Raw genomic sequence first — 22,445 nt, 5'->3', positions numbered from 1 at the left:
GTGGCAGCGCATTGAAGGCTGGCGAGAATCCTTCGGACGACGATGCGAACAAGTGCATCGATGAGCTGATGGAGTCATTGGACTCGACGATTCCGCAGCCTGAGCGAGCCTTGGACAAGCCGTTCCTGATGCCGATCGAGGACGTGTTTTCGATTTCGGGTCGCGGCACGGTAGTGACGGGTCGTGTGGAGCAGGGGATCGTAAACACGGGTGACGAGATCGAGATCGTGGGCATCCGCGAGACGACGAAGACGACGGTGACCGGTGTGGAGATGTTCCGGAAGCTTCTGGACCAGGGCCAGGCGGGAGACAACGTGGGTTGTCTTCTTCGTGGCACGAAGAAGGACGAGGTGGAGCGGGGGCAGGTACTTTCGGCTCCCGGCTCGATCACTCCTCATACGAAGTTCAAGGCCGAGGTGTACGTATTGACGAAGGAGGAGGGCGGTCGTCACACGCCGTTTTTCAAGGGCTATCGGCCTCAGTTTTACTTCCGCACGACGGACGTAACGGGTGTCGTGGAGCTTCCTGAGGGCACCGAGATGGTCATGCCTGGAGACAACATCACGATCGACGTGGACTTGATCATGCCGATTGCGATGGATCAGGGACTCCGTTTTGCAATTCGCGAAGGCGGTCGCACCGTAGGTGCCGGCGTCGTCGCAGAAATCATCGAGTAGGAAGAGATGGCTGACGCATCCCCGAAGATTCGGATCCGTATGAAGGCGTTCGATCACAAATTGCTCGATATGAGTGCCGCAGAGATTCTCGATACGGCGGTTCGCACGGGTTCGCGCACCGCCGGGCCGATTCCTCTACCGACCTCTATTCGCAAGATCACCGTGCTTCGCGGGCCTCATATCGACAAGAAGTCGCGCGAACAGTTCGAGACTCGGACGCATCGCCGGCTGATCGACATTCTGGATCCGACTCCCCAAACCGTAGACGCGCTCATGAAGCTGGAACTTTCGGCGGGCGTGGACGTCGAGATCAAACTCTAGGAATTATCATGGACCTCGATCCGAAAATCTTCGGCGGCCCGGTTCGGCGGGATCTACTGCACACGGTGGTAGTGGCACAACTCAATGCCCGGCGTCGAGGCACGTCTGCCACGAAGAATCGCGCTCTGGTTTCGGGTGGTGGCAAGAAGCCGTTCAAGCAAAAAGGTACCGGTCGGGCTCGCCAGGGGACGACGCGTGCCTCGCAGTTCGCGGGTGGTGGAGTCGTTTTTGGCCCGCAGCCGCGAACATTCGAGCAACGCATTCCCAAGAAGGTGAGAAAGGCCGCTCTTCGTTCGGTTCTTTCTCTGCGCAAGAGTGAGGATCGAGTCTGGGTAGTCGATTCAATCGACCTTCCCGAAGTCAAGACGAAGCTTCTGGCGAGCAAGCTCGCCGAGATGGAAACGCCCGATGCTTTGATCGTCACAAAAGAACGAGATCACAAGCTCGAGCTCGCCGGGCGGAACTTGAAATCGGTCAACGTTCTGCCGGTCGCCGGTCTCAACGTTCGTGACGTACTGGCCCGGAAGAACCTCATCTTGATGCGCGACGCGGTCGACGCCATCGTGGAGCGGCTCCAATGAAAGATCCGCGACAGGTCATCATCAAACCGCTGATCACGGAGAAGAGTACGATCGAGCGCGAGTCGCATAACGTCGTGACCTTCGCGGTCCATCCGGATGCAAACAAGCCGGAGATCAGGTCAGCCGTCGAACAGTTGTTCGGCGTCGGAGTCGTCGACGTTCGTACACTTCGCATGCGCGGCAAGTTGCGTCGCATGGGGAAGAAAGTCGGCCGCAAGCCGTCGTGGAAGAAAGCCCGAGTGCGACTGCGCGAAGGTGACGCAATCGAGTTCTTTGAAGGGGTCTAGAGGATGGCCACGCGAAAATACAAGCCGACTTCGGCGGGACGACGGGGAATGTCGGTTTCCGACTTCGCCGCCGTCACCAAGTCGACTCCCGAAAAGAGTCTGACTTCTTCGATCAAGAAGTCAGGTGGCCGCAACAACCGCGGAAGGATTACCTCGTTTCACCGCGGCGGTGGTCACAAGCGCAGGTATCGAACGATCGACTTCAGGCGAAACAAGCGGGACATCCCCGCGAAAGTCGCGTCGATCGAATACGATCCGAATCGATCCGCACTGATCGCCCTCTTGAATTACGCGGATGGCGAGAAGCGCTACATCGTCTCGCCCCAGGGGTTGAAGGTCGGCGACGAACTCATGACGGGTGAGAAGGCGGAGATCCGGCCGGGGAATGCGCTTCCACTGCGTGTGATCCCGACAGGCACGATCATCCACAATATTGAACTCAAGCCCGGAAAGGGTGCACAGATGGTGCGTTCTGCAGGGGCCGGGGCTCAGTTGATGGCGCGCGAAGGCAAGTATGCACAGATCAAACTGCCTTCCGGCGAGACTCGACGCGTGCTCACTGAGTGCATCGCGACGATCGGTCAGGTGGGCAACACGGAGCACGAGAATCAGGTGCTGGGCAAGGCGGGGCGATCGCGTTGGCTCGGGCGCCGTCCCAATGTTCGCGGTGTCGCAATGAATCCGGTTGATCATCCCCATGGCGGCGGCGAAGGTCGCAGTTCGGGTGGGCGTCATCCGGTCACTCCCTGGGGCGTTCCTACCAAGGGGCACAGGACGCGAAAGAACCCGCGCTCCGACAAGTTTATCGTGAAGAGGCGAGGACAGAAGTAGATGGCACGTTCCATCAAGAAGGGCCCTTACGTTCAGGACTCCCTGGCGAAGAAGGTCGAAGCAGCGACGGCCAATGGTTCGAAGGCGATCATCAAGACATGGTCACGCCGGTCGATGATGACGCCGGACATGATCGGCTTGACCCTGCACGTACACAACGGCCGTCTTTTCATGCCTGTGTTCGTGACTGAAAATATGATCGGGCATCGACTCGGTGAGTTTGCTCCAACGCGAAAACCCGCAGTGCACTCGGGCGATCGAAAGCTCAAGCAGAGGTAGGTAGGCGCGATGGAGGTCAAGGCAAAGCTGCGCAAGATTTCGATGGGTGCCCGAAAGGGACGCCTTGTCGCAGATCTGATCCGCAATCGACCGGCCGCGGAAGCGCTGGGGATCTTGCAGGCGTGCGACAAGAGGGCGGCGCGTCCGATCGAAAAACTGCTGCGTTCTGCGCTCGCGAATGCGGAAGAGCACAACGCGCGCCATTCGGCAGGGATCGATCTCGACAACCTCTACGTCAAAACGGTCACGGTGGACGAGGGCACGCGCAATTGGCGGATTCGACCTCGTGCCCAGGGTCGCGCTGCCTGGATCAACAAGGCCACAAGTCACATCGCGCTCGTTCTGGACGAGCGTTAGGAGAGAGCGTGGGACAGAAGGTTCATCCATACGGGTTCCGGCTCGGAGTCATCAACGGATGGCAGTCGAGATGGTTTGCGGAGCGGAACTTCGCCGAGATTCTTCACGAGGACTTGCGTATTCGCGACTTCATCAAGAAGAAGGTCTTTCACGCGGGGATCAGCAAGGTCGTGATCGAGCGACGGGCCGACAAGATGTCGGTCAATATCCACACCGCACGCCCGGGCATCTTGATTGGCAAGCGCGGGGCGGATGTCGATGCGTTGCGCAAGGAGCTCGGCGACATGACCTCCCGCGAGGTGTTCATCAACATCCGCGAGGTCCGCAAGGCCGAGATCGACGCCCAGTTGATCGCGGAGAACATCGGGACTCAGCTGGTACGACGCGTTGCTTTCCGTCGAGCCATGAAAAAGTCGATCAGTGCTGCGATGAAGTTCGGAGCGCAGGGCGTGAAGATCAAGGTCTCGGGACGACTCGGTGGCGCCGAGATGTCGCGAACGACGCAGTATCGGGAGGGGCGTGTTCCTCTGCATACTCTCAAGGCCGCGATCGACTACGGTTCGGCCGATGCCAAGACGACCTACGGAGTCATCGGCGTGAAGGTCTGGGTGTTCAATGGCTACGTCCCGGACTCCGAAATGCACGATCGCCGATTGGGACTTGGCGACGAAGCGCAAAAGCAGCCTCCGAAGCGCTAGAAGGCGAATGAGAATCAGCGATGCTCCAGCCTAAACGAACGAAATACCGGAAGGTCCAGAAGGGCAGACTCCGCGGCAAAGCGATGCGCGGCTCCAATCTGTCGTTTGGCGATTTTGGCCTGCAGGCGATCACGCGCGGCAATATCACTGCCCGCCAGATCGAAGCAGCTCGTATTGCGATGACTCGCCACGCAAAACGCGGCGGAAAAGTCTGGATCCGGATCTTTCCCGATAAACCCATGACCAAGCGGCCACCCGAAACCCGAATGGGAAAGGGAAAGGGAAATCCCGAGTACTGGGTTGCACAGGTGAAGCCGGGTCGCGTGCTCTACGAAATGGAAGGCGTCACGCCTGAAGTCGCTCGCCAGGCATTGCGGCTAGCGGCGGCGAAACTCTGTGTGAAGACCCGGATTCTGGAGAGAACCGAATGAAATCGAGCGATCTCCGAAAACTTACTCCAGAGGAATTGAAGGATCGCGTCCGTGAGGACCGCGACCATCTGTTCAGTCTGCAGATCAAGCATGCGACGGGCCAGTTGGAGAACTCCGCTGGGATCCGAGAAGCGCGCCGTAATCTGGCGCGAGTGTTGACGATCGAGAAGCAATTGAAGGACGGCGTATGAGCAGCCGAGGCCTGGCAAAGACGCGGGTCGGCGTGATCGTGAGCGACAAGATGGACAAGTCCGTCATCGTCGAGGTCACGCGGACCGTCGCGCATCCCCTTTACAAGAAGTACATCCGGAAACGAACGCGCTTTATGGCCCACGACGAGATGAACGAGTTCAAGCCAGGCGACAAAGTTCGCCTGATCGAGAGCCGTCCATTGTCCAAGCGAAAGCGCTGGCGCGTTCAGGAGAAACTCGCGTGATTCAGACCGAGTCCGTCTTGGGTGTTGCTGATAACTCTGGTGCGCGCCGCGTTCTGTGCGTGAAGGTGCTCGGTGGGTCGCGACGTCGCTACGCGTCGATCGGCGACATCATCGTGGTCTCGGTCAAAGAGGCACTACCCGACAGCAAGGTGAAGAAGAAGCAGTTGCACAAGGCGGTGATTGTTCGAACGAAGAAGGAAATCGGGCGTCCCGACGGTTCCTACATCCGCTTCGATGACAACTCCGTCGTGTTGGTAGATGCGAACAAGGAGCCGATCGGCACTCGCATTTTCGGCCCCGTGGCTCGAGAACTGCGTGCCAAGCGTTTCATGAAGATCGTCTCGCTCGCACCGGAGGTGCTGTGATGCCAGCGAAGATTCGCAAAGGGGATACGGTCGAGGTGCTCGCGGGCAAGGGCCGCGGTACTCGTGGTGAGGTCCTGCGTATCGATATCGAGAAGAAGCGGGTCGTCGTCGAGCGGGTGAACATCGTCAAGAAGCACCAGAAGCCGAACGCTGCGAATCGGCAGGGCGGGATCATCGAGAAGGAAGCGCCGATCGCCATCTCCAATGTCGCTCTCGTCCACAACGGCGATCGCACGCGCGTCGGCTTCCGAGAAGTCGATGGCAAGCAGGTCCGCTGGAGCAAAAAGCACGGGGAGCAGATCGATGGCTGATGCGGCCTATGTCCCGCGGATGTTGCTGAAGTATCGGGAGACTTCGATCCCGCAACTCCAGGAACGTTTCAAATACAAGAATCCAATGCAGGTGCCGCAGATCAAGAAGGTGTCGCTGAACGTCGGATTGGGCGAAGCGCTCACGAACGCGAAGCTTCTCGAGGCTGCCGCGGCGGAACTCGCCGTGATCACAGGCCAGAAGGCGATCATTACCAAGGCGAAGAAGTCGGTCGCAAACTTTCGCCTTCGCGAAGGTCAATCAATCGGTTGCAACGTTACCCTGCGCAGAGCGCATATGTGGGAGTTCCTGGATCGCCTGATCAATGTGGCGCTTCCCCGAGTGCGCGACTTTCGCGGAGTTTCTTCCAAGGCATTAGACGGTCGCGGCAACTATACGCTGGGCCTGACCGAACAGATCATTTTCCCGGAGGTCGACTACGACAAGGTCGAGCGCATCCGTGGATTGAACGTCAGCATCGTGACGTCGGCAACGAGGGATGAAGAGGGCTTCGAGCTGCTCAAGTCTCTCGGAATGCCGTTCAGAGTGTAGAGGGCACCATGGCCAAGACCTCGAAAGTTCACCAGCAGGCGCGGCTTCGGAAAGCCCGCGCAACGGGCAGTCTGAAATTCCAGAGCCGGTTTTACAACCGTTGCGGGAAATGCGGTCGCTCACGCGCCTACTACCGCAAATATGATCTTTGCCGGATCTGCCTGCGCAAACTTGCGCTCGAGGGGAAGATCCCGGGCATGACCAAGTCGAGCTGGTAGGGAGAGATCGAGATGAATACCGATCCAATTGCCGACATGCTGACGCGAATCCGCAACGGAGGACGCGCGCGAATCCTACGGGTTTCGATGCCGAGTTCTCGCGTGAAGACCGATATTGCGCGCGTTCTGAAGCAGCACGGTTACATCGTCGACTACGAAGTCGGCGGCCAAAACGAGAAGAAGCCCGAGCTCAGCGTGGAAATCCGGTACACGGATGAAGCGGAGCCGATCATCGAGGGGATCGAACGCGTGTCCCGTCCGAGCCGACGCGTATATGTCGCAGCAGACGAGATTCCGAAGGTCAGAAATGGCATCGGGATCGCCATCATTTCGACGCCAAAGGGAATCGTGGCTGGCGAAGAGGCCAGAAACGCGGGCATTGGCGGCGAGGTCATGGCGAGGGTCTGGTAGGAAAATGTCACGAATAGGAACTCTACCCGTAAAGCTTGCTTCTGGAGTCGAGGTCAAGATCGACAACGGACTCGTGCGCGTGAAGGGCCCGAGGGGAAACCTTGAAGAATCGCTGGCGAAGCACACCGCGATCGAGTTGAACGACGGCCTCGCGAGCGTGAAACGCGCCAATGACACGAAAGAGGCCCGGGCGATGCACGGTCTCATGCGCAGCCTCTTGTTCAATATGGTGCAAGGCGTGACCGAAGGCTTCAGCCGCACGCTCGAGATCGTCGGTGTCGGCTATCGCGCCGAAGTTTCGGGCAAGAAGCTCACGATCAATGTTGGTTATTCGCATCCGGTCGTGATGGACGTGCCCGAGGGGCTGGCTGTTTCCAGCGAAAGCCCGACGCGTTTGACCGTATCGGGTACGAGCAAGCAGAAGGTCGGTCAGTTCGCGGCCGAGATTCGCAAGAAGCGTCCACCCGAACCGTATAAGGGCAAGGGCATCCGATACGCCGACGAAATCGTGCGTCGCAAGGTCGGTAAAGCCGGCGCCGCCGGAGGGGGCTGATCCAGATGAGCGTTACGATTCGCCGAAGGTTGTGGCTGCGACGTCGCAAGCACACACGGAAGCAACTCGCTCGCACGACGCGTCCGATTCTGACGATCTATCGCAGCACGAAGCACATCTACGCGCAGATTCGGGACCCGTTGTCGGGCCAGACGCTCACCGGCGTCTCTACGCGGTCACCGGGCGTCCGAGACGGTCTCAAGTCGACCAAGGACATCGATGCTGCGAAGAAAGTGGGAGCGGAGATCGCAAAGCTCGCGCTTGGGCGGGATATCCGCGAAGTCACATTCAATCGAAACGGTTTTGTGTACACCGGCCGCGTCAAGGCGCTCGCAGACGCTGCGCGTGAAGCCGGCTTGAGCTTGTAGGGAAACATGGCACGCGAAAAACTCAATCCAAACGACTTTGCTCTCGAGGAGCGGGTGGTCGACATCAACCGCGTGGCCAAGGTGGTCAAGGGTGGTCGGCGCTTCGGTTTCGCAGCTCTGGTAGTTGTTGGCGACGGCAACGGAATCGTCGGTTCCGGTCTCGGTCGAGCCAATGAAGTTCCCGAAGCCATTCGCAAAGGAATCGAACAGGCGCGCAAGAGCCTGGTTCGTATCCCTCTCAGAGAGGGAACGATTCCCCATCAGGTAATGGGTGAAGCAGGAGCTGGACGCGTCGTCTTGCGACCGGCCTCGCGCGGTACTGGTGTGATTGCGGGCGGTGCGGTCAGAGCCCTGTGTGAGGCTGCGGGTGTCCAGAACATCCTCACGAAATGCCTCGGGACGAATCGCGCACATAACGTGATCCGGGCGACGATCCAAGGTTTTCAGCAGCTGCGCGTGCCTGAGGAACGCCTTCAGGAGTTGCAGCAATGAGCGGCAAGACCGTCAAACTTCGCCAGGTTCGCAGCGGGATCGGCTTTTCTCGCGATCAACGCGCGACGTTGCTGGGTTTGCACTTGGGAAAGATCGGCCGCTCTTCTGAACTCGAAGATACCCCCGCAGTGCGAGGAATGATCAACAAGGTGATCCACCTCGTGCAGGTGGAGGAGTCCTGATGCTCGACAAACTGAGTCCGAACAGAGGGGCGAAGCGCCCGCGAAGACGCGTGGGACGCGGAATCGGCAGCGGTTCCGGAAAGACCTGCGGGCGCGGCACGAAGGGGCAGGGTGCGCGCTCTGGCGCCAAGAAGCGCCCTTGGTTCGAGGGCGGTCAGATCCCGCTGGCTCGACGCCTGCCAAAGCGCGGCTTCAACAACATCTTTCGCGACGAGCGTCAGGTCGTCAACGTTCAAGCTCTGTCGGGTTTTGCGGCCGGTACCGATGTGGATGCGAGTGCTCTGGCGGAGGCGGGTCTCGTGTCGAACGGCAGTCGTCCCGTGAAGGTGTTGGCGGAAGGTGAGATTTCGGTTGCGCTCAAGCTGCGGGTCAACGCGATCAGCGAAGGGGCGCGCAAGAAGGTCGAGGCTGCTGGCGGCAGCATAGAACTGATTACCAGCGAGAAGTTCCTAAGGAAGGCCAAAAAGTCGTGAATCCGGGAGCCGTCGGAAACATCGCCAAGATCCCCGAGCTGAATCGAAGGATTCTGTTTACGTTTGGGATGCTGGCCGTATACCGTCTGGGCTGCGCGATTCCGACTCCCGGTATCGATCCTGCCGAGATTCGCCGCTTCTTCGAAGAGACCGGTGGTGGCCTGTTCGGGATCATCAATCTGTTTACCGGCGGTGCGTTCGAGTCGCTGTCGATCTTTGCGCTTGGCATCATGCCCTACATCAGCGCCTCGATCATTTTGCAACTGCTGACGGCGGTGGTTCCCAAGCTCGAAGAGTTGAAGAAGGAAGGCGAGGAAGGTCGGCGCGTGATCACGCGCTACACGCGTTACGGCACGGTCCTCCTTGCGACGGTCCAGGGTTTCCTGATGGCCACCGCTCTCGAAGGTGGAGCCTTCGGAGCGAATACCGTGATCGAACCGGGCATGGCGTTCCGATTGATGGCCGTGGTGACGTTCACTTCCGGTACTGCCTTCATCATGTGGCTAGGCGAGCAGATCAACGAGCGGGGCATCGGAAATGGCATTTCGCTGATCATCTTTACCGGCATCGTCGTGAGCCTGCCGTCGGGCGTGATGAAGGTCTGGGACATGGTTCGCACCGACCAGTTGACGCCGGTCGCCGTTCTTCTCCTGCTCGCCTTCATGCTCGCGGTCATCGCGGTAATCGTGTATTTCGAGCGCTCTCAGCGGCGCATCCCGATTCAGTACGCACGCCGAGTCGTCGGGCGCCAGCAGGTAGCCGGCGGCATGAGCTATTTCCCGCTTCGACTCAACACCGCGGGTGTGATTCCGCCGATTTTTGCGTCGTCACTTCTTCTGCTTCCTCTGCAGGTTTCCCAATGGGGAGGCGTGGAGGCGATCGGTGACTTCGTCGATGATTACCTGGCGTTCAATACCGTCAGTTACAACCTGATCTACGTCGCATTGATCATGTTCTTCGCGTACTTCTACACCGGGATCATGATCAACCCCGACGACGTCGCGGATAACATCAAGAAGAACGGTGGCTATATCCCGGGAATTCGCCCCGGAAAGCGCACGGCAGAGTACATCCAGCGAGTTCTCGACCGCATAACGCTGGTCGGCGCGTTCTATCTCGCCGCAGTGTGCGTCCTGCCGAACTTCTTGTCGGCCCAGCTGGCCATTCCGTTCTTCTTTGGTGGCACGTCGTTGCTGATTTGTGTCGGCGTGGCCATGGATACGGTTGCACAGGTCGAAGCGCACCTGGTCTCGCGGAATTACGACACGTTCGTTCAGGGTGCGCGTCTCCGAGGTCGCGGCAAATGAGCGAACTCAATCTGATTCTGATGGGTCCGCCAGGTGCTGGCAAAGGCACGCAGGCCAAGCGACTCGTCGAGCGATTTTCGATTCCGCAGATCGCCACGGGCGATATCCTGCGCGAAGCCGTCGCGTCGGGCTCCGATGTCGGCAAGCGAGCAAAGGCGATCATGGACTCGGGCGAGTTGGTGCCCGGTGAGATCGTGATTCAGATCGTGCGCGAGCGACTGACCCAGGCTGATTGTGAGCCGGGTTTCATTCTCGACGGTTTTCCGCGCACGGGTGAGCAGGCCGATGCCCTGGATGGGATTCTGAAGGATCTGAAACGCGAACCCGTGAAGGTTCTGGCGCTCGACGTGCCCGATGAAGAGCTGCGCAGGCGCATTCTTTCGCGCGGCGAAGGCCGGGCCGACGACAACGAAGAAACCGTCAACAAGCGTCTCGATGTGTATCGCCGCGATACAGAACCGGTCCTGAGCCACTACGAAGGCAGCGTGACCAAGGTGTCCGGTGATGGAACCATGGACGAGATCACGGGTCGGCTCGTAGCCCTGCTCGAGGGGGGCTCATGATCCATCTGAAGTCCGACCGCGAGTTGGAACGCATGCGGGAGGCGGGCCGACATGTGGGCGAGATCCTGGTCGCCCTGGCCAATATGGTGCAACCGGGTGTGACCACCGGCGAGATCGACGAGACGGCCCGCGAAGAGATCAAAACCCGCGAACTCGAGTCCTCTTTTCTAGGGTACCAGCCGGGGGAGGTGCCGCCGTTTCCAGCCGTGCTCTGCACATCGTTGAACGAGGAGATCGTCCACGGCATCCCCGGACCCCGGAAGGTGCGGGATGGTGACCTTTTGAAGCTGGATTTTGGTGTTATCTTCGAAGGGTTCCACGCAGACGCCGCAATCACCGTGCCTGTGGGCGAGATCAGCCCGGAGGCCAGGAGGCTACTCGAGACCACCCGGCGGAGCATGTACGCAGGGATCGAGTCGATGCGGGCCGGGAATCGTCTGGGGGACGTGGGTAACTCAATCCAGGAGATCGCGGAGGGCGAAGGCTACTCCGTCGTTCGCGATTTCGTAGGGCATGGTATTGGTCGGCTGCTGCACGAGCCGCCTCAGCTTCCGAACTTTGGCCGGCGGGGTAGAGGGCAGAGGTTGCGGGCGGGCATGGTCCTGGCGATCGAGCCCATGGTCAATGAGGGAGAACAGGCCGTCGAGATTCGAAAAGACGGCTGGACGGCAGCGACGGCGGACGGCAAGTGTTCCGCGCATTTCGAGCACACCGTCGCGATTACGGATTCACAACCGGAGATCCTCACAAGGGTCCCGGGAAGTCATTGAGAACGGAGACGACGTGAAGGTTCGAGCCAGCGTCAAGAAGATGTGTGACAAGTGCAAGATCATTCGACGCCGCGGCGTGATTCGCGTGATCTGCGAGAACCCCAAGCATAAACAGAGGCAGGGCTAGGCCATGGCGCGTATTTCGGGAGTCGATCTTCCGCGCGAGAAATCGATTCAGATTTCGCTCACATACATTCTGGGGATCGGCCGGAGTTCGGCGCGCAAGATCTGCGACGAAGCCGGTGTGCCTCGGGATTCGAAGACCTTCAATCTCGACGAGAGCGAGGTTTCGAAGCTGCGCGACGTGATCGAGGCGAAGTTCAAGGTCGAAGGTGACCTTCGCCGCGAGACCACGCAGAACATCAAGATGCTGATGGATATCGGCTGCTATCGAGGTTTGCGCCACCGGCGTGGCCTCCCTGTTCGCGGACAGCGGACGCACACCAACGCGCGCTCTCGCAAGGGACCGCGAAAGGCTGTTGCGGGCAAGAAGAAGGCCCCGACGAAGAAGTAGCATGGCGAAAGCAAAGAAAGTCAAGAAGCGGGTCAAGAAGAACATCCAGACTGGCGTGGCTCACGTCCAGGCGACGTTCAACAACACCATCATCACGATTACCGACGTCGCGGGAAACACCGTGTCCTCGTCGTCAGCTGGCGAAGTGGGCTTCAAGGGTTCGCGCAAGAGTACGCCGTTTGCAGCGCAGGTCTGTGCAGAAAACGTGGCCAAGAAGGCCATGGAGCATGGCATGCGCCAGATCGGCGTGCTGGTGAAGGGGCCCGGTGGAGGGCGCGAAGCCGCAGTGCGGTCCCTTCAAGCGGCGGGATTCAAGGTGACCTTCATTCGGGACGTCACGCCAATCCCGCATAATGGCTGCCGACCGCCCAAGCGGCGTCGGGCCTAGGAGAGCAAGTGGCACGTTATCGGGGGTCCGTCTGTCGTCTGTGTCGTCGGGAAGGCATGAAGCTTTTCCTGAAGGGCGAGCGCTGTTTCACGGACAAATGCTCGATCGAGCGACGCAACTATCCTCCGGGCCAGCATGGCCAGGGTCGTCCGAAGTTCTCCGACTACGGACTCCAGTTGCGCGAAAAGCAGAAAGTGCGCCGCATCTACGGCGTGCTCGAGCGTCAATTCCGCAAGACGGTCAAAGAGGCCGAGCATATGAAGGGTGTCAAGGGCGAGAACCTGCTCTCGTTGCTGGAGCGGCGCCTCGACAATGTCGTGTACCGGCTCGGTATGGTGAATTCGCGTAACGAAGGCCGACAACTAATCATGCACGGGCACTTCACCGTCAATGACCGACGAGTTGATATTCCCTCTTTTCGAGTCCGCAAAGGCGAAAAGATTGGCCTCACCCCGCGGGGCAAGAAAGCTGCGCGTATCGAGGAGGCACTGCAGGGACTCGAATCCCGCATGGTGCCCGGTTGGTTGACGATCGACCAGAGCACCCAGACCGGTGAAATCGTCGAGATGCCCACTCGTGAGGAAATCACGATTCCGATTCAAGAGCAGCTCATCATCGAACTGTATTCCCGCTAGATCCGGCGAAACGCCACTCAGCGAAGAGCCTGGAGGAACGAATGAACGCAGATCTCATGGTCAGGAACTGGCAGGAACTGATTCGACCCAGTCGAGTCGAGCCCAACGAGAACATCAGCGACACCTATGGTCGTTTCGAGTGCGCGCCGCTCGAACGGGGCTTTGGTCTGACTCTCGGCAATGCACTGCGCCGCGTACTGTTGTCTTCTCTACAGGGTGCCGCGATTACCTCGGTGCGCATCGAGAACGTACAGCACGAGTTCTCTACGCTGCCGGGTGTGCTCGAAGACGTGACCGATGTCGTGCTCAACCTCAAAGAGGTGCGGCTGCGCGCGAACTCTTCGGAGCCCAAGGAAATCACGATCCGCAAGCAGGGCCCGGGTGACGTGACCGCGGCAGACTTCGAATCGGGTGACTCGACCGTCGAGGTGCTCAACGGCGATCACAAGATCGCGACGCTCTCCGACGACGCCGAGATCAATCTGACGGCGACCGTGGAACTCGGCAAGGGCTTCGCGCTGGCCGAGAAGAACGCAAAGGAAGAACAGCCCATCGGCACGGTGCCGATCGACTCGATCTTCTCGCCGATTCGCAAGGTGAACTACACCGTCACCAACGCGCGTGTCGGTCGTTCGACCGAATACGATCGCCTGACGATGGAGGTCTGGACGGACGGCTCTGTCGCACCGGCGGATGCCCTCGCATTCGCGGCCAAGATCCTCAAGGACCAGCTCACGATTTTCGTGAACTTCGAAGAGGATGTGGAGCGCAGCGTTGCTCCGAGCCACGCGACTGCACGCCCGAACGAAATTCTGTTCCGCCCCGTCGACGAACTGGAACTCTCGGTCCGCTCTGCGAACTGTCTGCAGAACGCCGATATCAAGTTCATCGGTGAACTCGTGCAACGCACAGAGAGTGAAATGCTCAAGACCAAGAACTTCGGCCGCAAGTCGCTAAACGAGATCAAGGAGATCTTGACCGGCTTTGGGCTCGAGTTCGGAATGGCTCTCGAGTCGTTCCCGCAGAGACGAGAGCTCGACAAGATGCGGGAGACCAGCGAGAGCTAGGGATCGCCATGCGACATCGAAAAGACCATAGAAAGCTGAATCGAAGCCCGTCCCATCGTCGGGCGATGTTGCGCAACCTGGTGACGTCGCTACTCGACCACGAAGAGGTGCGCACGACCACGCCCAAGGCGAAGGAAGTGCGGCGCCTGGCCGAGCGGATGATCACCCTGGGCAAGCGCGGGACGCTGCACGCGCGCCGTCAGGCGCTCGAGACGCTTCGCAGCAAGGAAGTTGCGGCGAAGGTCTTCGACGGCCTCGCGACGCGCTACAAGGACCGCCCGGGCGGCTATACGCGCATCATGAAGCTCGGAACCCGGCCCGGCGATAACGCCGAGCTTTCGATCATCGAGCTCGTGGATCGAGGCGACTCGGCCAAGGCGTCGGAGGCGGATTCCGGCTCTTGACCCGGTCAAGCAGTGGAGCTCGCAGCCTCCTGCTGGTCGTTGTCCTGGGCGCCTTGGGCGCTTTCGCCTTCGTCTTCTGGCAGGGATCGAGCGGCCCGGCTCTGCGCGTCGGAGAGATCGCACCGGCTCTGGATCTGCAGCGCATCGATGGTGAAGCGATTTCGCTCGAAAAGCTGCGCGGGCGCGTCGTATTCGTCAACTTCTGGGCTACTTGGTGTCCCCCCTGCCGGAAGGAGACGCCATCGATGCAGCGGTTGTACCAGAAGCTCCGCGAAGAGCCCTTCGAGATGCTCGCGATCAGCATCGACTCGCCAGACGCGGAGTCGGCCGTCCGAGATTTTCGCGACGAGTTCGGGTTGGGGTTTCCGATCCTCATGGACTCCGATAAGAGTGTCTACAACTCCTACCACGCCTACGGCGTCCCGGAGTCCTTCCTGCTCGATGCTCAGGGGCGCCTGGTGGAACGCTTCATCGGACCCAAGGACTGGGACGATCCCCGCTACCTGCGCGCGATCCGGCGTTTGACTCAAAAGTCCGCTGGCGCCGCGAACCCACAGACTCCCTCCCCGGAGGTCGGTGATGGCTAGGTCCCGAAGGAAACCCGAACGAATTCGCTGGGCGCTGCTCGCGGCTCCGCTGATCGCCCTGGTCGCGGCCTTCGCGACGCTAGTGCTCGATCGAGAGAACGGTCTGGTCTCGTTAATCGTGCTGCAAGAGCGGGTTCGCACCACGGATGAACGTGTTTTCGAGCTGAAGACCGAGCGCGTCAAGCTCGCCGAACAGGCGCGGCGACTGCGCTTTGATCCACTCGAGATCGAGACGGTGGCGCGTGGTGTACTCGGCATGGTGCGTCCTGACGAAGTCGTCGTGCAGTTGAATGAGGATGTCGCCGCGGCGCCCTGAACCGTGCGGCAATAACGCAATGCGGGAACAGGTACTGGAGCTGGTCAAGCAGGCGGCGGCGCGTGTAGTCGAAGAACTCGCGCCCGATGCCACACTATCGCTCGATTCGATGGTCCAGGTCGTGCCGGGGAAGAGCCCGGAGCATGGAGATTTCGCGACCAATGCTGCGCTTGCCCTGGCGAAACCGCTGAAGCGCTCCCCTCGTGAGGTCGCCGAGCGTATCCAGGCGTTGCTCGAGGCCTCTCCGGGCGTCGTGGAACGCACCGAGATCGCGGGACCCGGCTTCCTGAATTTCTTTCTCACCCAGGATCGCTGGCACGACGTGCTTCGCCGTGTTCACACCGAGGAGGCCGACTACGGCCGGAGCCAGAGTGCCCATCCCGAACGCGTGATGGTCGAGTTCGTTTCTGCCAACCCGACCGGCCCGCTCACAATCGGACACGGCCGCAACGCCGTACTGGGTGACGCCATCGCGCGTCTGCTCGAAGCGACCGGCCACGAAGTTTCACGCGAGTACTACTACAACGATGCGGGCCGCCAGATGCGTGTGCTCGGGCAGTCTTTGCGAGCGCGTTACCTGCAGTTGCTCGGACGAGATGAAGAGCTACCCGAAGATGGCTACCAGGGTGAGTACCTGGTGCAAATCGCGCAAGCGCTCCTCGACGAGGTGGGCGAGGGCTGGGCCGATGCAGAAGAATCCCAGTTCCGGGAGCGGGCACAGGTCGCGATCTTCGAACTCATTTCAGCAACGCTCGAGCGGCTGGAGATTCGATTCGATACGCACTTTCCGGAGCGATCACTCTACGACCGGGGACTGGTCGAGCAGGCGGTCGAAGACCTGCGCTCCAAAGGACTCGTGTTCGAAAAGGATGGGGCGGTCTGGCTGCGTTCGACGGACTTCAAGCTCGACCGCGATCGCGTGCTGGTGAAGTCATCGGGAGAACCGACCTATCTCTTGCCGGACATCGCCTATCATCGCGATAAGTTCAATCGCGGCTTCGACCGCCTGATCGATATTCTCGGCCCCGATCACATCGAGCAGTTTCCGTACGTCCAGGCCGCCGTCGGCGTACTCGGAGACGAAGCGGAGCGGATTGAACTGGTGATCTACCAGTGGGTCAACCTCCGTCGCGACGGGGAACTCGTGAAGATGTCGACTCGCAAGGCCTCGTTCGTCACCGTCGACGAGATTCTCGGCGATGTCGGTCCCGATGCATTTCGCTACTTCATGATCGATCGCCGAGCGGATACGCATCTCGACTTCGATGTGGAGCTCGCGCGTGAGCGTTCGGATCGCAATCCGGTGTACAAGATTCAGTATGCCCATGCGAGGCTCTGTAGTATCGAACGAACCGCACAGGAGCGGGGGATAGATCCTACAAGTGTAGAGCAAGCCCCACTCAATCGGCTCGAGTCGCCCCAGGAAGCAGAGCTCACCAAGCTGATCGGTCGATTCCCTGATATCGTAGTGCACGCCGCCGTTGCTCGGGAACCACAAGAGATCGCACGATATCTTCTCGAGCTGGCGGGCGCCTTCAACTCCTACGTATCGGACGGAAAGCGGCATCGGGTTTTGTCGGACGATGAGGAACTAACAATCGCGAGGTTGGTATTCACTGGAGCTGTTCGCATCACGCTTGCGAATGGGCTTCGACTCCTGGGAATCAGCGCTCCGGAACGAATGTAGATGGCGAAAACGACCCGGAAGAAGAAAGACAAGCCGCGTGGGCGACGCGGAGTTTTGCTGAAGGTCTTCGGCGGGACTGCGCTCTTGTCGGTCGGTGCTGCTGCGGGTGTCGTGCTAGGCGCGGTGACGGAAACTCCCCGCCTTCTCGTGAGCTGGTTGAGTGATCCCGTCGTTCAGATCGATCTGTCTCCCGTGCCGGTCGACGTGAATGACACGACGCTCGAGGAATTTCGCAAGCGTCGAACCGCAGTTGTAGAGAGCGGAGCTGCTCAGAGTCGGACGATCGCTGCCAAGCCCAGTGCGAGCCCGGACTCGGCGGAGTTGGCGGAATCGAAACCGGCGAAGGATCTCAACAAACCCGAGGCCCCTGTCGTGCGACCTCCGGTCGTCCCGCCTGCGCCATCGGCTGTGCGGCCGGCTTCGGCGCGACCCCGGGTGGCGAGCCCTCCACCTGACCAGGTTTCGAGCAGGTCGACTTCTTCCGAGACGGTATCACCCCGGAGTCCGGAGCAGATCATGGCCGAGCTCGGGAAGCGGTCCCGGGCCAAGTCTTCGTCCAAGGTTGGGCGAAGGGCGCACTCCCGACATCTCGTGGTGCAGATCGGAGCGCATGGGCGGAGTTCGTATGCCGAAGAGCAGGCCCGAAGTCTGCGCGGCTTTGGCTTCGATGCGTACGTCAGCAATACGCGCTCTCAGGACAGTAAGAGCCGCTACCGCGTGCGGGTCCGCCCCAAGGTTGCAGAGACGGCCCAGGAGCTCAGGTCTCAGCTCCAGGCGCGCGGATTCGACACCTGGACCACGACCGAGTAGCGAAGCTTTGTCCTCGGCTCACCCGCGGGGTCGCTGGCTGATCAGCGGCGCTGGCGGTCAACTCGGCCGTTCGATCCTGGCGCTTGCTGGAGAGGCGGGCGTTGAGGCCCTCGGACTGGGCCGCGCCGAACTCGATATCGTCGATACCGAGGCCGTTCGGAGGCGCATCGAGGACTTTCGGCCCGACGTACTGCTCAATTGCGCGGCTTTCACGGCGGTGGATCTATGCGAGGAGCAGGTCCGCGAGGCCGAGCGCGGGAACATCGCCGGTCCAGAGGTGTTGGCGGCGGCCTGCGGGCGAGAGATCCTTCTGGCTCACATCAGCACGGAATACGTTTTCGATGGTTCCGGAAGCCGCCCGATCCCGGAAGACCGGCCGCCAAAGCCGATCAATGTGTATGGGAAGACGAAGCTCGGAGGTGAGGAGGCCATCCGGGCCTCCGGCTGCCGGCATCTGATCGTCCGCACTCAATGGCTGTTCGGGCCCGGGCCCAATTTCGTGCGGACCATCCTTCGCGCGGCTGCCGAGCGTCCCGAACTTCAGGTCGTCGACGATCAGCTCGGTCGGCCTACCTGGACGGGGGCCCTGGCCAGGGGTTTGTACGAGGCTGTAGCGGCCGGATCCGAGGGAACTCTCAATTTGGCGTGCGAGGGCGTGGCGAGTTGGTACGATCTTGCCCAAGGCGTCGTCGAGGAAGGCGCCCGCCGGGGTCTGGTTTCCCGAGTCCCGATCCGGCCGGTTTCGAGTCGGGCGATGGCTCGACCGGCTGCCCGACCCGCGTATGGGGTTCTCGGGCTGGAGCGCGCCAGGGAATCTGGCGTTCGCCTGCCTCACTGGCGCGAAGCGCTAATCAGCTATTTCGATGCGGAGCAAGAGGGACGAGATGCGTAGTGTATTGATCACCGGCGGTGCGGGCTTCATCGGCTCGCATCTGTGTCGTCGTTTTCTGGCAGACGGCTCAAGAGTCATCTGTATGGACAATCTCCTGACGGGCCGTCTCGAGAACGTGGAAGACTTGTTCGGAAACGAACGCTTCCGCTTCGTCAAGCACGACGTCACCAACTTCATCCACGTTCCCGGTGAGCTCGATGCCGTGCTGCACTTTGCTTCGCCGGCCAGTCCGGTCGACTTTGAGCGCCTGCCCATCCAGATCCTGAAGGTGGGTGCACTCGGTACACACAAAGCCCTCGGTCTGGCCAAGGAGAAGGGAGCGCGTTTCCTTCTCGCTTCTACGTCCGAGTGCTATGGCGATCCCGAGATCAACCCGCAGCCCGAGTCCTACTGGGGCAATGTGAATCCGGTGGGCATCCGAGGCGTGTACGATGAGGCCAAGCGTTTCGCCGAAGCCATGACCATGGCGTACCAGCGATTCCACGGCATGGAGACGCGCATCGTACGCATCTTCAACACTTACGGGCCTGGCATGCGTCCCGATGATGGTCGAATGATCCCGGCCTTCTTCAGTCAGGCGTTGCGCGGTGAGGACATCACCGTCTTTGGTGACGGCTCCCATACCCGCAGCATCAACTTCGTGAGCGACCTCGTCGAAGGCATTGTCCGCCTGCTCAATTCGGATCAGAAGACGCCCGTCAACATAGGAAACCCTCAGGAGATGACGGTGCTCGAGGTTGCGGAGCGAATCCTTGGAGTCGTGGGGTCGCAGAGCAAGATCATCTTCGGGGAACTTCCACCCGATGATCCGAAAGTGCGACGACCCGATATCAGCCTTGCGCGCAAGACTCTCGATTGGAAGCCCCAGGTGAGCCCCGACGAGGGACTTCGCAAGACACTTCCGTACTTTCGCGAACAGGTCGGACGCGAAAAAACGTGAGCGGAATTCCCCAGGAGAGAATCCGCAACTTCGCGATCATCGCGCACATCGATCACGGCAAGTCGACGCTTGCAGATCGCTTGCTCGAACTGACCGATACGCTCCAGGCTCGGGATCGCACGGATCAGTTTCTAGACAAGATGGACCTCGAGCGCGAGCGCGGTATCACGATCAAGGCGCAGACGGTTCGCATGCGCTACCACGGCGCGGACGGATTGGACTACGAACTGAACCTGATCGACACCCCCGGCCACGTGGACTTCCACTACGAAGTATCGCGCTCACTGGCGGCCTGTGAGGGGGCGCTATTGGTTGTCGATGCTGCTCAGGGCGTCGAGGCTCAGACCGTCGCGAACGCGGAAGTCGCGGTGAACTCGGGTCTCGAGATCATTCCGGTGATCAATAAGGTCGATCTGCCCAACGCGGACCCGGACCGCATGATGCAGGAGATCGAAGACATCGTCGGTGTTCCTTCCGATGAGGCTCTTCTGGTTTCTGCGAAGACGGGGCAGGGGGTCGATGCGATCCTGTCTGCGATCATCGAACGCATCCCCGCGCCAGGGGGCGATCCAGAAGCGCCTTTTCGCGGCATGATTTTCGACAGCTGGTACGACGCGTACATGGGCGCGACCATGCTCGTAAGGGTCATCGATGGCTCGCTGGACGCGCGTTCTCGCATTCGCCTTGTCTCGAGCGGAGACGAATACGACACGACCCTGCTCGGTGTGCTGGCGCCCGATATTCAGGGAATCAAGCGAATCGAATGCGGCGAAGTGGGCGTAATCTCCGCCAGCATCCGCGATCCCAAGGGTGTCCAGATCGGCGATACGGTGACGGACGCGGCCCGTCCTTCCGACGAAGCCCTTCCCGGCTTCCAGCCGATGCAACCGATGGTCTGGAGTGGCCTGTATCCGGCCGATCCAGGTGGCTACGACGCGCTGCGAGCGGCGATTGACAAACTGCAACTCAACGACTCCTCGTTCAGCTATGAACCCGAGACCAGCACCGCTCTCGGCTTTGGTTTTCGTTGTGGATACCTCGGTCTCTTGCACATGGAAATCGCGCAGGAGCGACTCGAGCGCGAGTACGCTCTTGATCTGATCATCACGGCGCCTACGGTCGTCTACCGCGTGAAGCTGAAGAACGGCGAGGAGATCGAACTGCATCGGCCCAGCGATTTGCCCCCCGCAGGCGAGTTCGACGAGATCCTCGAACCTCGCATTCTCGCGCGTCTGCACATGCCGACCGAGTACCTGGGCGCCGTCATCCAGTTGTGTCAGGAGCGAAGAGGAATCCAGCGTGATCTCGCGGTGCACAGCGATCGGCGCGCCGTGTTGCGCTACGAGTTGCCAATGCCGGAGGTCGCGGTCGACTTCTACGACCGACTCAAGACCGTAAGCCGAGGCTATGCCTCGATGGACTACGAGTTGATCGGCTTCGAGAAGGAAGATCTCGTCAAGGTCGACGTGCTCGTAAACGGCGATCCCATCGATGCTCTTTCGATCATCGTGCACCGGGATGCCGCCTATAACCGCGGGCTCTCTCTGGTGCGCCGGATGAAGGAACACATCCCCAGGCAAATGTTCGAAGTCGCTTTGCAGGCGTCGATCGGGGCGAAGGTCGTGGCTCGCGTGAGCGTGAAAGCCCTGCGCAAGAACGTCACCGCGAAGTGCTACGGCGGCGATATTACGCGCAAGAAGAAGCTGCTCGAGAAGCAGAAAGAGGGAAAGAAGCGCATGAAACAGATCGGAAGCGTCGAGATCCCTCAGGAAGCCTTTCTGGCAGTCCTCTCGAGCGGTGACTGAAGTAGACGAGTTTCAGCGACCGGGAGATTGACGGTTTTCACAAGGAGGGATAGCGTCGCATCGGCTCAGGGGGCGCATTGGTCATGGAAGAACAAGAGCAAGAAACGGAACACGATAGCCTGCAGCCTATCAAGGAGTCGGGCTGGTCGGATACTGCGCGGGCCGTCTTCTGGGCGGCACTGCTCGCTCTTGCGATTCGTTCGTTCGTCGTCGAACCGTTCAAGATTCCCTCGGGTTCCATGATTCCCACTCTACTGGTGGGTGATTACGTCCTGGTCAACAAGTTCGCCTACGGGTTGCGCTTGCCGATCACGGGGACCCTCTTGTTCGAGGTCGGTGAACCCGAGCGCGGCGATGTCATCGTCTTTCGCTATCCCGACGACCCGCGACAGGATTTCATCAAACGTGTGATCGGATTACCCGGCGACCGCATCGAGATCAAGCAAGGGCGGCTCTTCGTCAACGGACAGCCGATCGATCAAGTTCCCGAAGGGGACTTCCTCTATACGCGAGTGAGTACGGGGGAACAGCAGCGAACCTTGCGCTTTCGCGAGCGCAACGCGGACGGAGCGGAATACACGGTGATTCGAGTTCCTCCGGCGACCCGGATGCGGGGACCCGGAGGGCCCTGGGTCGTACCGCCGGACCGCTACTTCATGATGGGCGACAACCGCGACAACTCCGCAGACAGTCGCCGCTGGAGAAACCACTTCGTAGCGCCCGACCAGCTCAAAGGACGGGCGTTCATGTTGCACTGGTCCTGGGTCGTCGATCTCGGCCCCCAACCCGAGCGAAATTTCCTACAGGATCTGCTTCATACGGTCTGGAGCGTGGTGAGTTTTCAGGTCGAGGAGGTTCGTTGGGACCGCATCGGCCGCTCGATCTCCGGCGTCGCTGATTGACGCCCGCATTTCCTTCGATTAGCATTGGCGTCAAGAC

Annotated in this window: 38 protein-coding genes; all 38 read left to right on the top strand. The window is 60.2% G+C overall.

The window, feature by feature from the left end:
- A partial coding sequence (gene tuf / locus GY725_06385) for an elongation factor Tu (GenBank protein MCP4003807.1) occupies positions 1-677 on the top strand: 677 nt, incomplete at its 5' end.
- Between the two features lie 6 nt (positions 678-683).
- Entirely contained in the window at positions 684-998 is a 315-nt protein-coding gene (gene rpsJ, locus GY725_06380) for a 30S ribosomal protein S10 (protein MCP4003806.1), read from the top strand.
- Between the two features lie 8 nt (positions 999-1,006).
- Positions 1,007-1,579, top strand: coding sequence for a 50S ribosomal protein L4 (gene rplD / locus GY725_06375; protein MCP4003805.1), 573 nt, complete (start codon positions 1,007-1,009; stop codon positions 1,577-1,579).
- Positions 1,576-1,866: a 50S ribosomal protein L23 gene (locus GY725_06370; GenBank protein ID MCP4003804.1), complete on the top strand. Its 291-nt coding sequence runs from the start codon at positions 1,576-1,578 to the stop codon at positions 1,864-1,866. The genes rplD and GY725_06370 overlap by 4 nt, the downstream gene beginning before the upstream one ends.
- A 3-nt stretch (positions 1,867-1,869) precedes the next feature.
- Positions 1,870-2,697 (top strand): 50S ribosomal protein L2, encoded by an 828-nt coding sequence (rplB, locus tag GY725_06365; GenBank protein MCP4003803.1) that lies wholly within the window; start codon positions 1,870-1,872, stop codon positions 2,695-2,697.
- On the top strand, positions 2,698-2,976 hold the full coding sequence (gene rpsS / locus GY725_06360) for a 30S ribosomal protein S19 (GenBank protein MCP4003802.1): 279 nt from the start codon (positions 2,698-2,700) through the stop codon (positions 2,974-2,976).
- 9 nt (positions 2,977-2,985) lie between these two features.
- Positions 2,986-3,333, top strand: a complete 348-nt coding sequence (rplV, locus tag GY725_06355; protein MCP4003801.1) for a 50S ribosomal protein L22 — start codon at positions 2,986-2,988, stop codon at positions 3,331-3,333.
- Between the two features lie 8 nt (positions 3,334-3,341).
- Positions 3,342-4,031, top strand: coding sequence for a 30S ribosomal protein S3 (gene rpsC, locus GY725_06350; protein MCP4003800.1), 690 nt, complete (start codon positions 3,342-3,344; stop codon positions 4,029-4,031).
- 20 nt (positions 4,032-4,051) lie between these two features.
- On the top strand, positions 4,052-4,462 hold the full coding sequence (gene rplP / locus GY725_06345) for a 50S ribosomal protein L16 (GenBank protein MCP4003799.1): 411 nt from the start codon (positions 4,052-4,054) through the stop codon (positions 4,460-4,462).
- On the top strand, positions 4,459-4,653 hold the full coding sequence (rpmC, locus tag GY725_06340) for a 50S ribosomal protein L29 (GenBank protein MCP4003798.1): 195 nt from the start codon (positions 4,459-4,461) through the stop codon (positions 4,651-4,653). Before rplP ends, rpmC begins: the two co-directional genes overlap by 4 nt.
- The gene (rpsQ, locus tag GY725_06335) at positions 4,650-4,898 is read left to right on the top strand and encodes a 30S ribosomal protein S17 (GenBank protein MCP4003797.1); all 249 of its coding nucleotides are present in this window, start codon (positions 4,650-4,652) and stop codon (positions 4,896-4,898) included. The genes rpmC and rpsQ overlap by 4 nt, the downstream gene beginning before the upstream one ends.
- Positions 4,895-5,263 carry a 50S ribosomal protein L14 gene (rplN, locus tag GY725_06330; GenBank protein ID MCP4003796.1) on the top strand — a complete coding sequence of 123 codons (369 nt, stop codon included), beginning with the start codon at positions 4,895-4,897 and terminating at the stop codon, positions 5,261-5,263. Before rpsQ ends, rplN begins: the two co-directional genes overlap by 4 nt.
- Entirely contained in the window at positions 5,263-5,574 is a 312-nt protein-coding gene (gene rplX / locus GY725_06325; protein MCP4003795.1) for a 50S ribosomal protein L24, read from the top strand. The genes rplN and rplX overlap by 1 nt, the downstream gene beginning before the upstream one ends.
- Before the next feature lie 19 nt (positions 5,575-5,593).
- Complete coding sequence (gene rplE, locus GY725_06320) at positions 5,594-6,124, top strand: 50S ribosomal protein L5 (protein MCP4003794.1); 531 nt, start codon at positions 5,594-5,596, stop codon at positions 6,122-6,124.
- 8 nt (positions 6,125-6,132) lie between these two features.
- Complete coding sequence (locus tag GY725_06315) at positions 6,133-6,342, top strand: type Z 30S ribosomal protein S14 (protein ID MCP4003793.1); 210 nt, start codon at positions 6,133-6,135, stop codon at positions 6,340-6,342.
- Between the two features lie 12 nt (positions 6,343-6,354).
- Positions 6,355-6,753, top strand: a complete 399-nt coding sequence (gene rpsH, locus GY725_06310; GenBank protein ID MCP4003792.1) for a 30S ribosomal protein S8 — start codon at positions 6,355-6,357, stop codon at positions 6,751-6,753.
- A gap of 4 nt (positions 6,754-6,757) precedes the next feature.
- Positions 6,758-7,306, top strand: coding sequence for a 50S ribosomal protein L6 (rplF, locus tag GY725_06305; GenBank protein MCP4003791.1), 549 nt, complete (start codon positions 6,758-6,760; stop codon positions 7,304-7,306).
- Between the two features lie 5 nt (positions 7,307-7,311).
- Positions 7,312-7,674 (top strand): 50S ribosomal protein L18, encoded by a 363-nt coding sequence (locus GY725_06300; protein ID MCP4003790.1) that lies wholly within the window; start codon positions 7,312-7,314, stop codon positions 7,672-7,674.
- Positions 7,675-7,680: 6 nt separating this feature from the next.
- Positions 7,681-8,166 carry a 30S ribosomal protein S5 gene (rpsE, locus tag GY725_06295; GenBank protein MCP4003789.1) on the top strand — a complete coding sequence of 162 codons (486 nt, stop codon included), beginning with the start codon at positions 7,681-7,683 and terminating at the stop codon, positions 8,164-8,166.
- Complete coding sequence (gene rpmD / locus GY725_06290) at positions 8,163-8,348, top strand: 50S ribosomal protein L30 (GenBank protein ID MCP4003788.1); 186 nt, start codon at positions 8,163-8,165, stop codon at positions 8,346-8,348. Before rpsE ends, rpmD begins: the two co-directional genes overlap by 4 nt.
- Positions 8,345-8,821 carry a 50S ribosomal protein L15 gene (gene rplO, locus GY725_06285; GenBank protein MCP4003787.1) on the top strand — a complete coding sequence of 159 codons (477 nt, stop codon included), beginning with the start codon at positions 8,345-8,347 and terminating at the stop codon, positions 8,819-8,821. The genes rpmD and rplO overlap by 4 nt, the downstream gene beginning before the upstream one ends.
- Positions 8,818-10,128, top strand: coding sequence for a preprotein translocase subunit SecY (gene secY, locus GY725_06280; protein MCP4003786.1), 1,311 nt, complete (start codon positions 8,818-8,820; stop codon positions 10,126-10,128). The genes rplO and secY overlap by 4 nt, the downstream gene beginning before the upstream one ends.
- Before the next feature lie 20 nt (positions 10,129-10,148).
- Positions 10,149-10,691: an adenylate kinase gene (locus GY725_06275; protein ID MCP4003785.1), complete on the top strand. Its 543-nt coding sequence runs from the start codon at positions 10,149-10,151 to the stop codon at positions 10,689-10,691.
- Positions 10,688-11,461, top strand: coding sequence for a type I methionyl aminopeptidase (gene map / locus GY725_06270; GenBank protein ID MCP4003784.1), 774 nt, complete (start codon positions 10,688-10,690; stop codon positions 11,459-11,461). Before GY725_06275 ends, map begins: the two co-directional genes overlap by 4 nt.
- Positions 11,462-11,474: 13 nt before the next feature.
- Positions 11,475-11,588 (top strand): 50S ribosomal protein L36, encoded by a 114-nt coding sequence (gene rpmJ / locus GY725_06265; protein MCP4003783.1) that lies wholly within the window; start codon positions 11,475-11,477, stop codon positions 11,586-11,588.
- 3 nt (positions 11,589-11,591) lie between these two features.
- Positions 11,592-11,975, top strand: coding sequence for a 30S ribosomal protein S13 (gene rpsM, locus GY725_06260; protein MCP4003782.1), 384 nt, complete (start codon positions 11,592-11,594; stop codon positions 11,973-11,975).
- Between the two features lies 1 nt (position 11,976).
- Complete coding sequence (gene rpsK, locus GY725_06255) at positions 11,977-12,363, top strand: 30S ribosomal protein S11 (protein MCP4003781.1); 387 nt, start codon at positions 11,977-11,979, stop codon at positions 12,361-12,363.
- An 8-nt stretch (positions 12,364-12,371) separates the two neighbouring features.
- A complete protein-coding gene (gene rpsD / locus GY725_06250) occupies positions 12,372-12,998 on the top strand; it encodes a 30S ribosomal protein S4 (GenBank protein MCP4003780.1) in 627 nt (208 codons plus the stop codon).
- Positions 12,999-13,054: 56 nt separating this feature from the next.
- Entirely contained in the window at positions 13,055-14,065 is a 1,011-nt protein-coding gene (locus GY725_06245; GenBank protein ID MCP4003779.1) for a DNA-directed RNA polymerase subunit alpha, read from the top strand.
- 8 nt (positions 14,066-14,073) lie between these two features.
- Positions 14,074-14,469 (top strand): 50S ribosomal protein L17, encoded by a 396-nt coding sequence (gene rplQ, locus GY725_06240; protein ID MCP4003778.1) that lies wholly within the window; start codon positions 14,074-14,076, stop codon positions 14,467-14,469.
- Complete coding sequence (locus GY725_06235) at positions 14,466-15,056, top strand: TlpA family protein disulfide reductase (protein ID MCP4003777.1); 591 nt, start codon at positions 14,466-14,468, stop codon at positions 15,054-15,056. Before rplQ ends, GY725_06235 begins: the two co-directional genes overlap by 4 nt.
- Positions 15,049-15,372, top strand: a complete 324-nt coding sequence (locus GY725_06230) for a septum formation initiator family protein (GenBank protein ID MCP4003776.1) — start codon at positions 15,049-15,051, stop codon at positions 15,370-15,372. Before GY725_06235 ends, GY725_06230 begins: the two co-directional genes overlap by 8 nt.
- Before the next feature lie 19 nt (positions 15,373-15,391).
- Positions 15,392-17,059 (top strand): arginine--tRNA ligase, encoded by a 1,668-nt coding sequence (locus GY725_06225; GenBank protein MCP4003775.1) that lies wholly within the window; start codon positions 15,392-15,394, stop codon positions 17,057-17,059.
- A complete protein-coding gene (locus GY725_06220; protein ID MCP4003774.1) occupies positions 17,060-17,869 on the top strand; it encodes an SPOR domain-containing protein in 810 nt (269 codons plus the stop codon).
- Between the two features lie 7 nt (positions 17,870-17,876).
- The gene (rfbD, locus tag GY725_06215) at positions 17,877-18,761 is read left to right on the top strand and encodes a dTDP-4-dehydrorhamnose reductase (protein ID MCP4003773.1); all 885 of its coding nucleotides are present in this window, start codon (positions 17,877-17,879) and stop codon (positions 18,759-18,761) included.
- Positions 18,754-19,701, top strand: a complete 948-nt coding sequence (locus GY725_06210; GenBank protein ID MCP4003772.1) for an SDR family oxidoreductase — start codon at positions 18,754-18,756, stop codon at positions 19,699-19,701. Before rfbD ends, GY725_06210 begins: the two co-directional genes overlap by 8 nt.
- Positions 19,702-19,706: 5 nt before the next feature.
- A complete protein-coding gene (lepA, locus tag GY725_06205; protein ID MCP4003771.1) occupies positions 19,707-21,506 on the top strand; it encodes an elongation factor 4 in 1,800 nt (599 codons plus the stop codon).
- Positions 21,507-21,589: 83 nt separating this feature from the next.
- Positions 21,590-22,408: a signal peptidase I gene (lepB, locus tag GY725_06200; protein ID MCP4003770.1), complete on the top strand. Its 819-nt coding sequence runs from the start codon at positions 21,590-21,592 to the stop codon at positions 22,406-22,408.
- Positions 22,409-22,445: the final 37 nt, after the last annotated feature.

The sequence above is a fragment of the bacterium genome (assembly GCA_024226335.1).
Taxonomy (GTDB): domain Bacteria; phylum Myxococcota_A; class UBA9160; order SZUA-336; family SZUA-336; genus JAAELY01.
The sequence above is the reverse complement of the archived record's forward strand: the minus strand, read 5'-3'. Positions and strand labels throughout refer to the sequence as shown.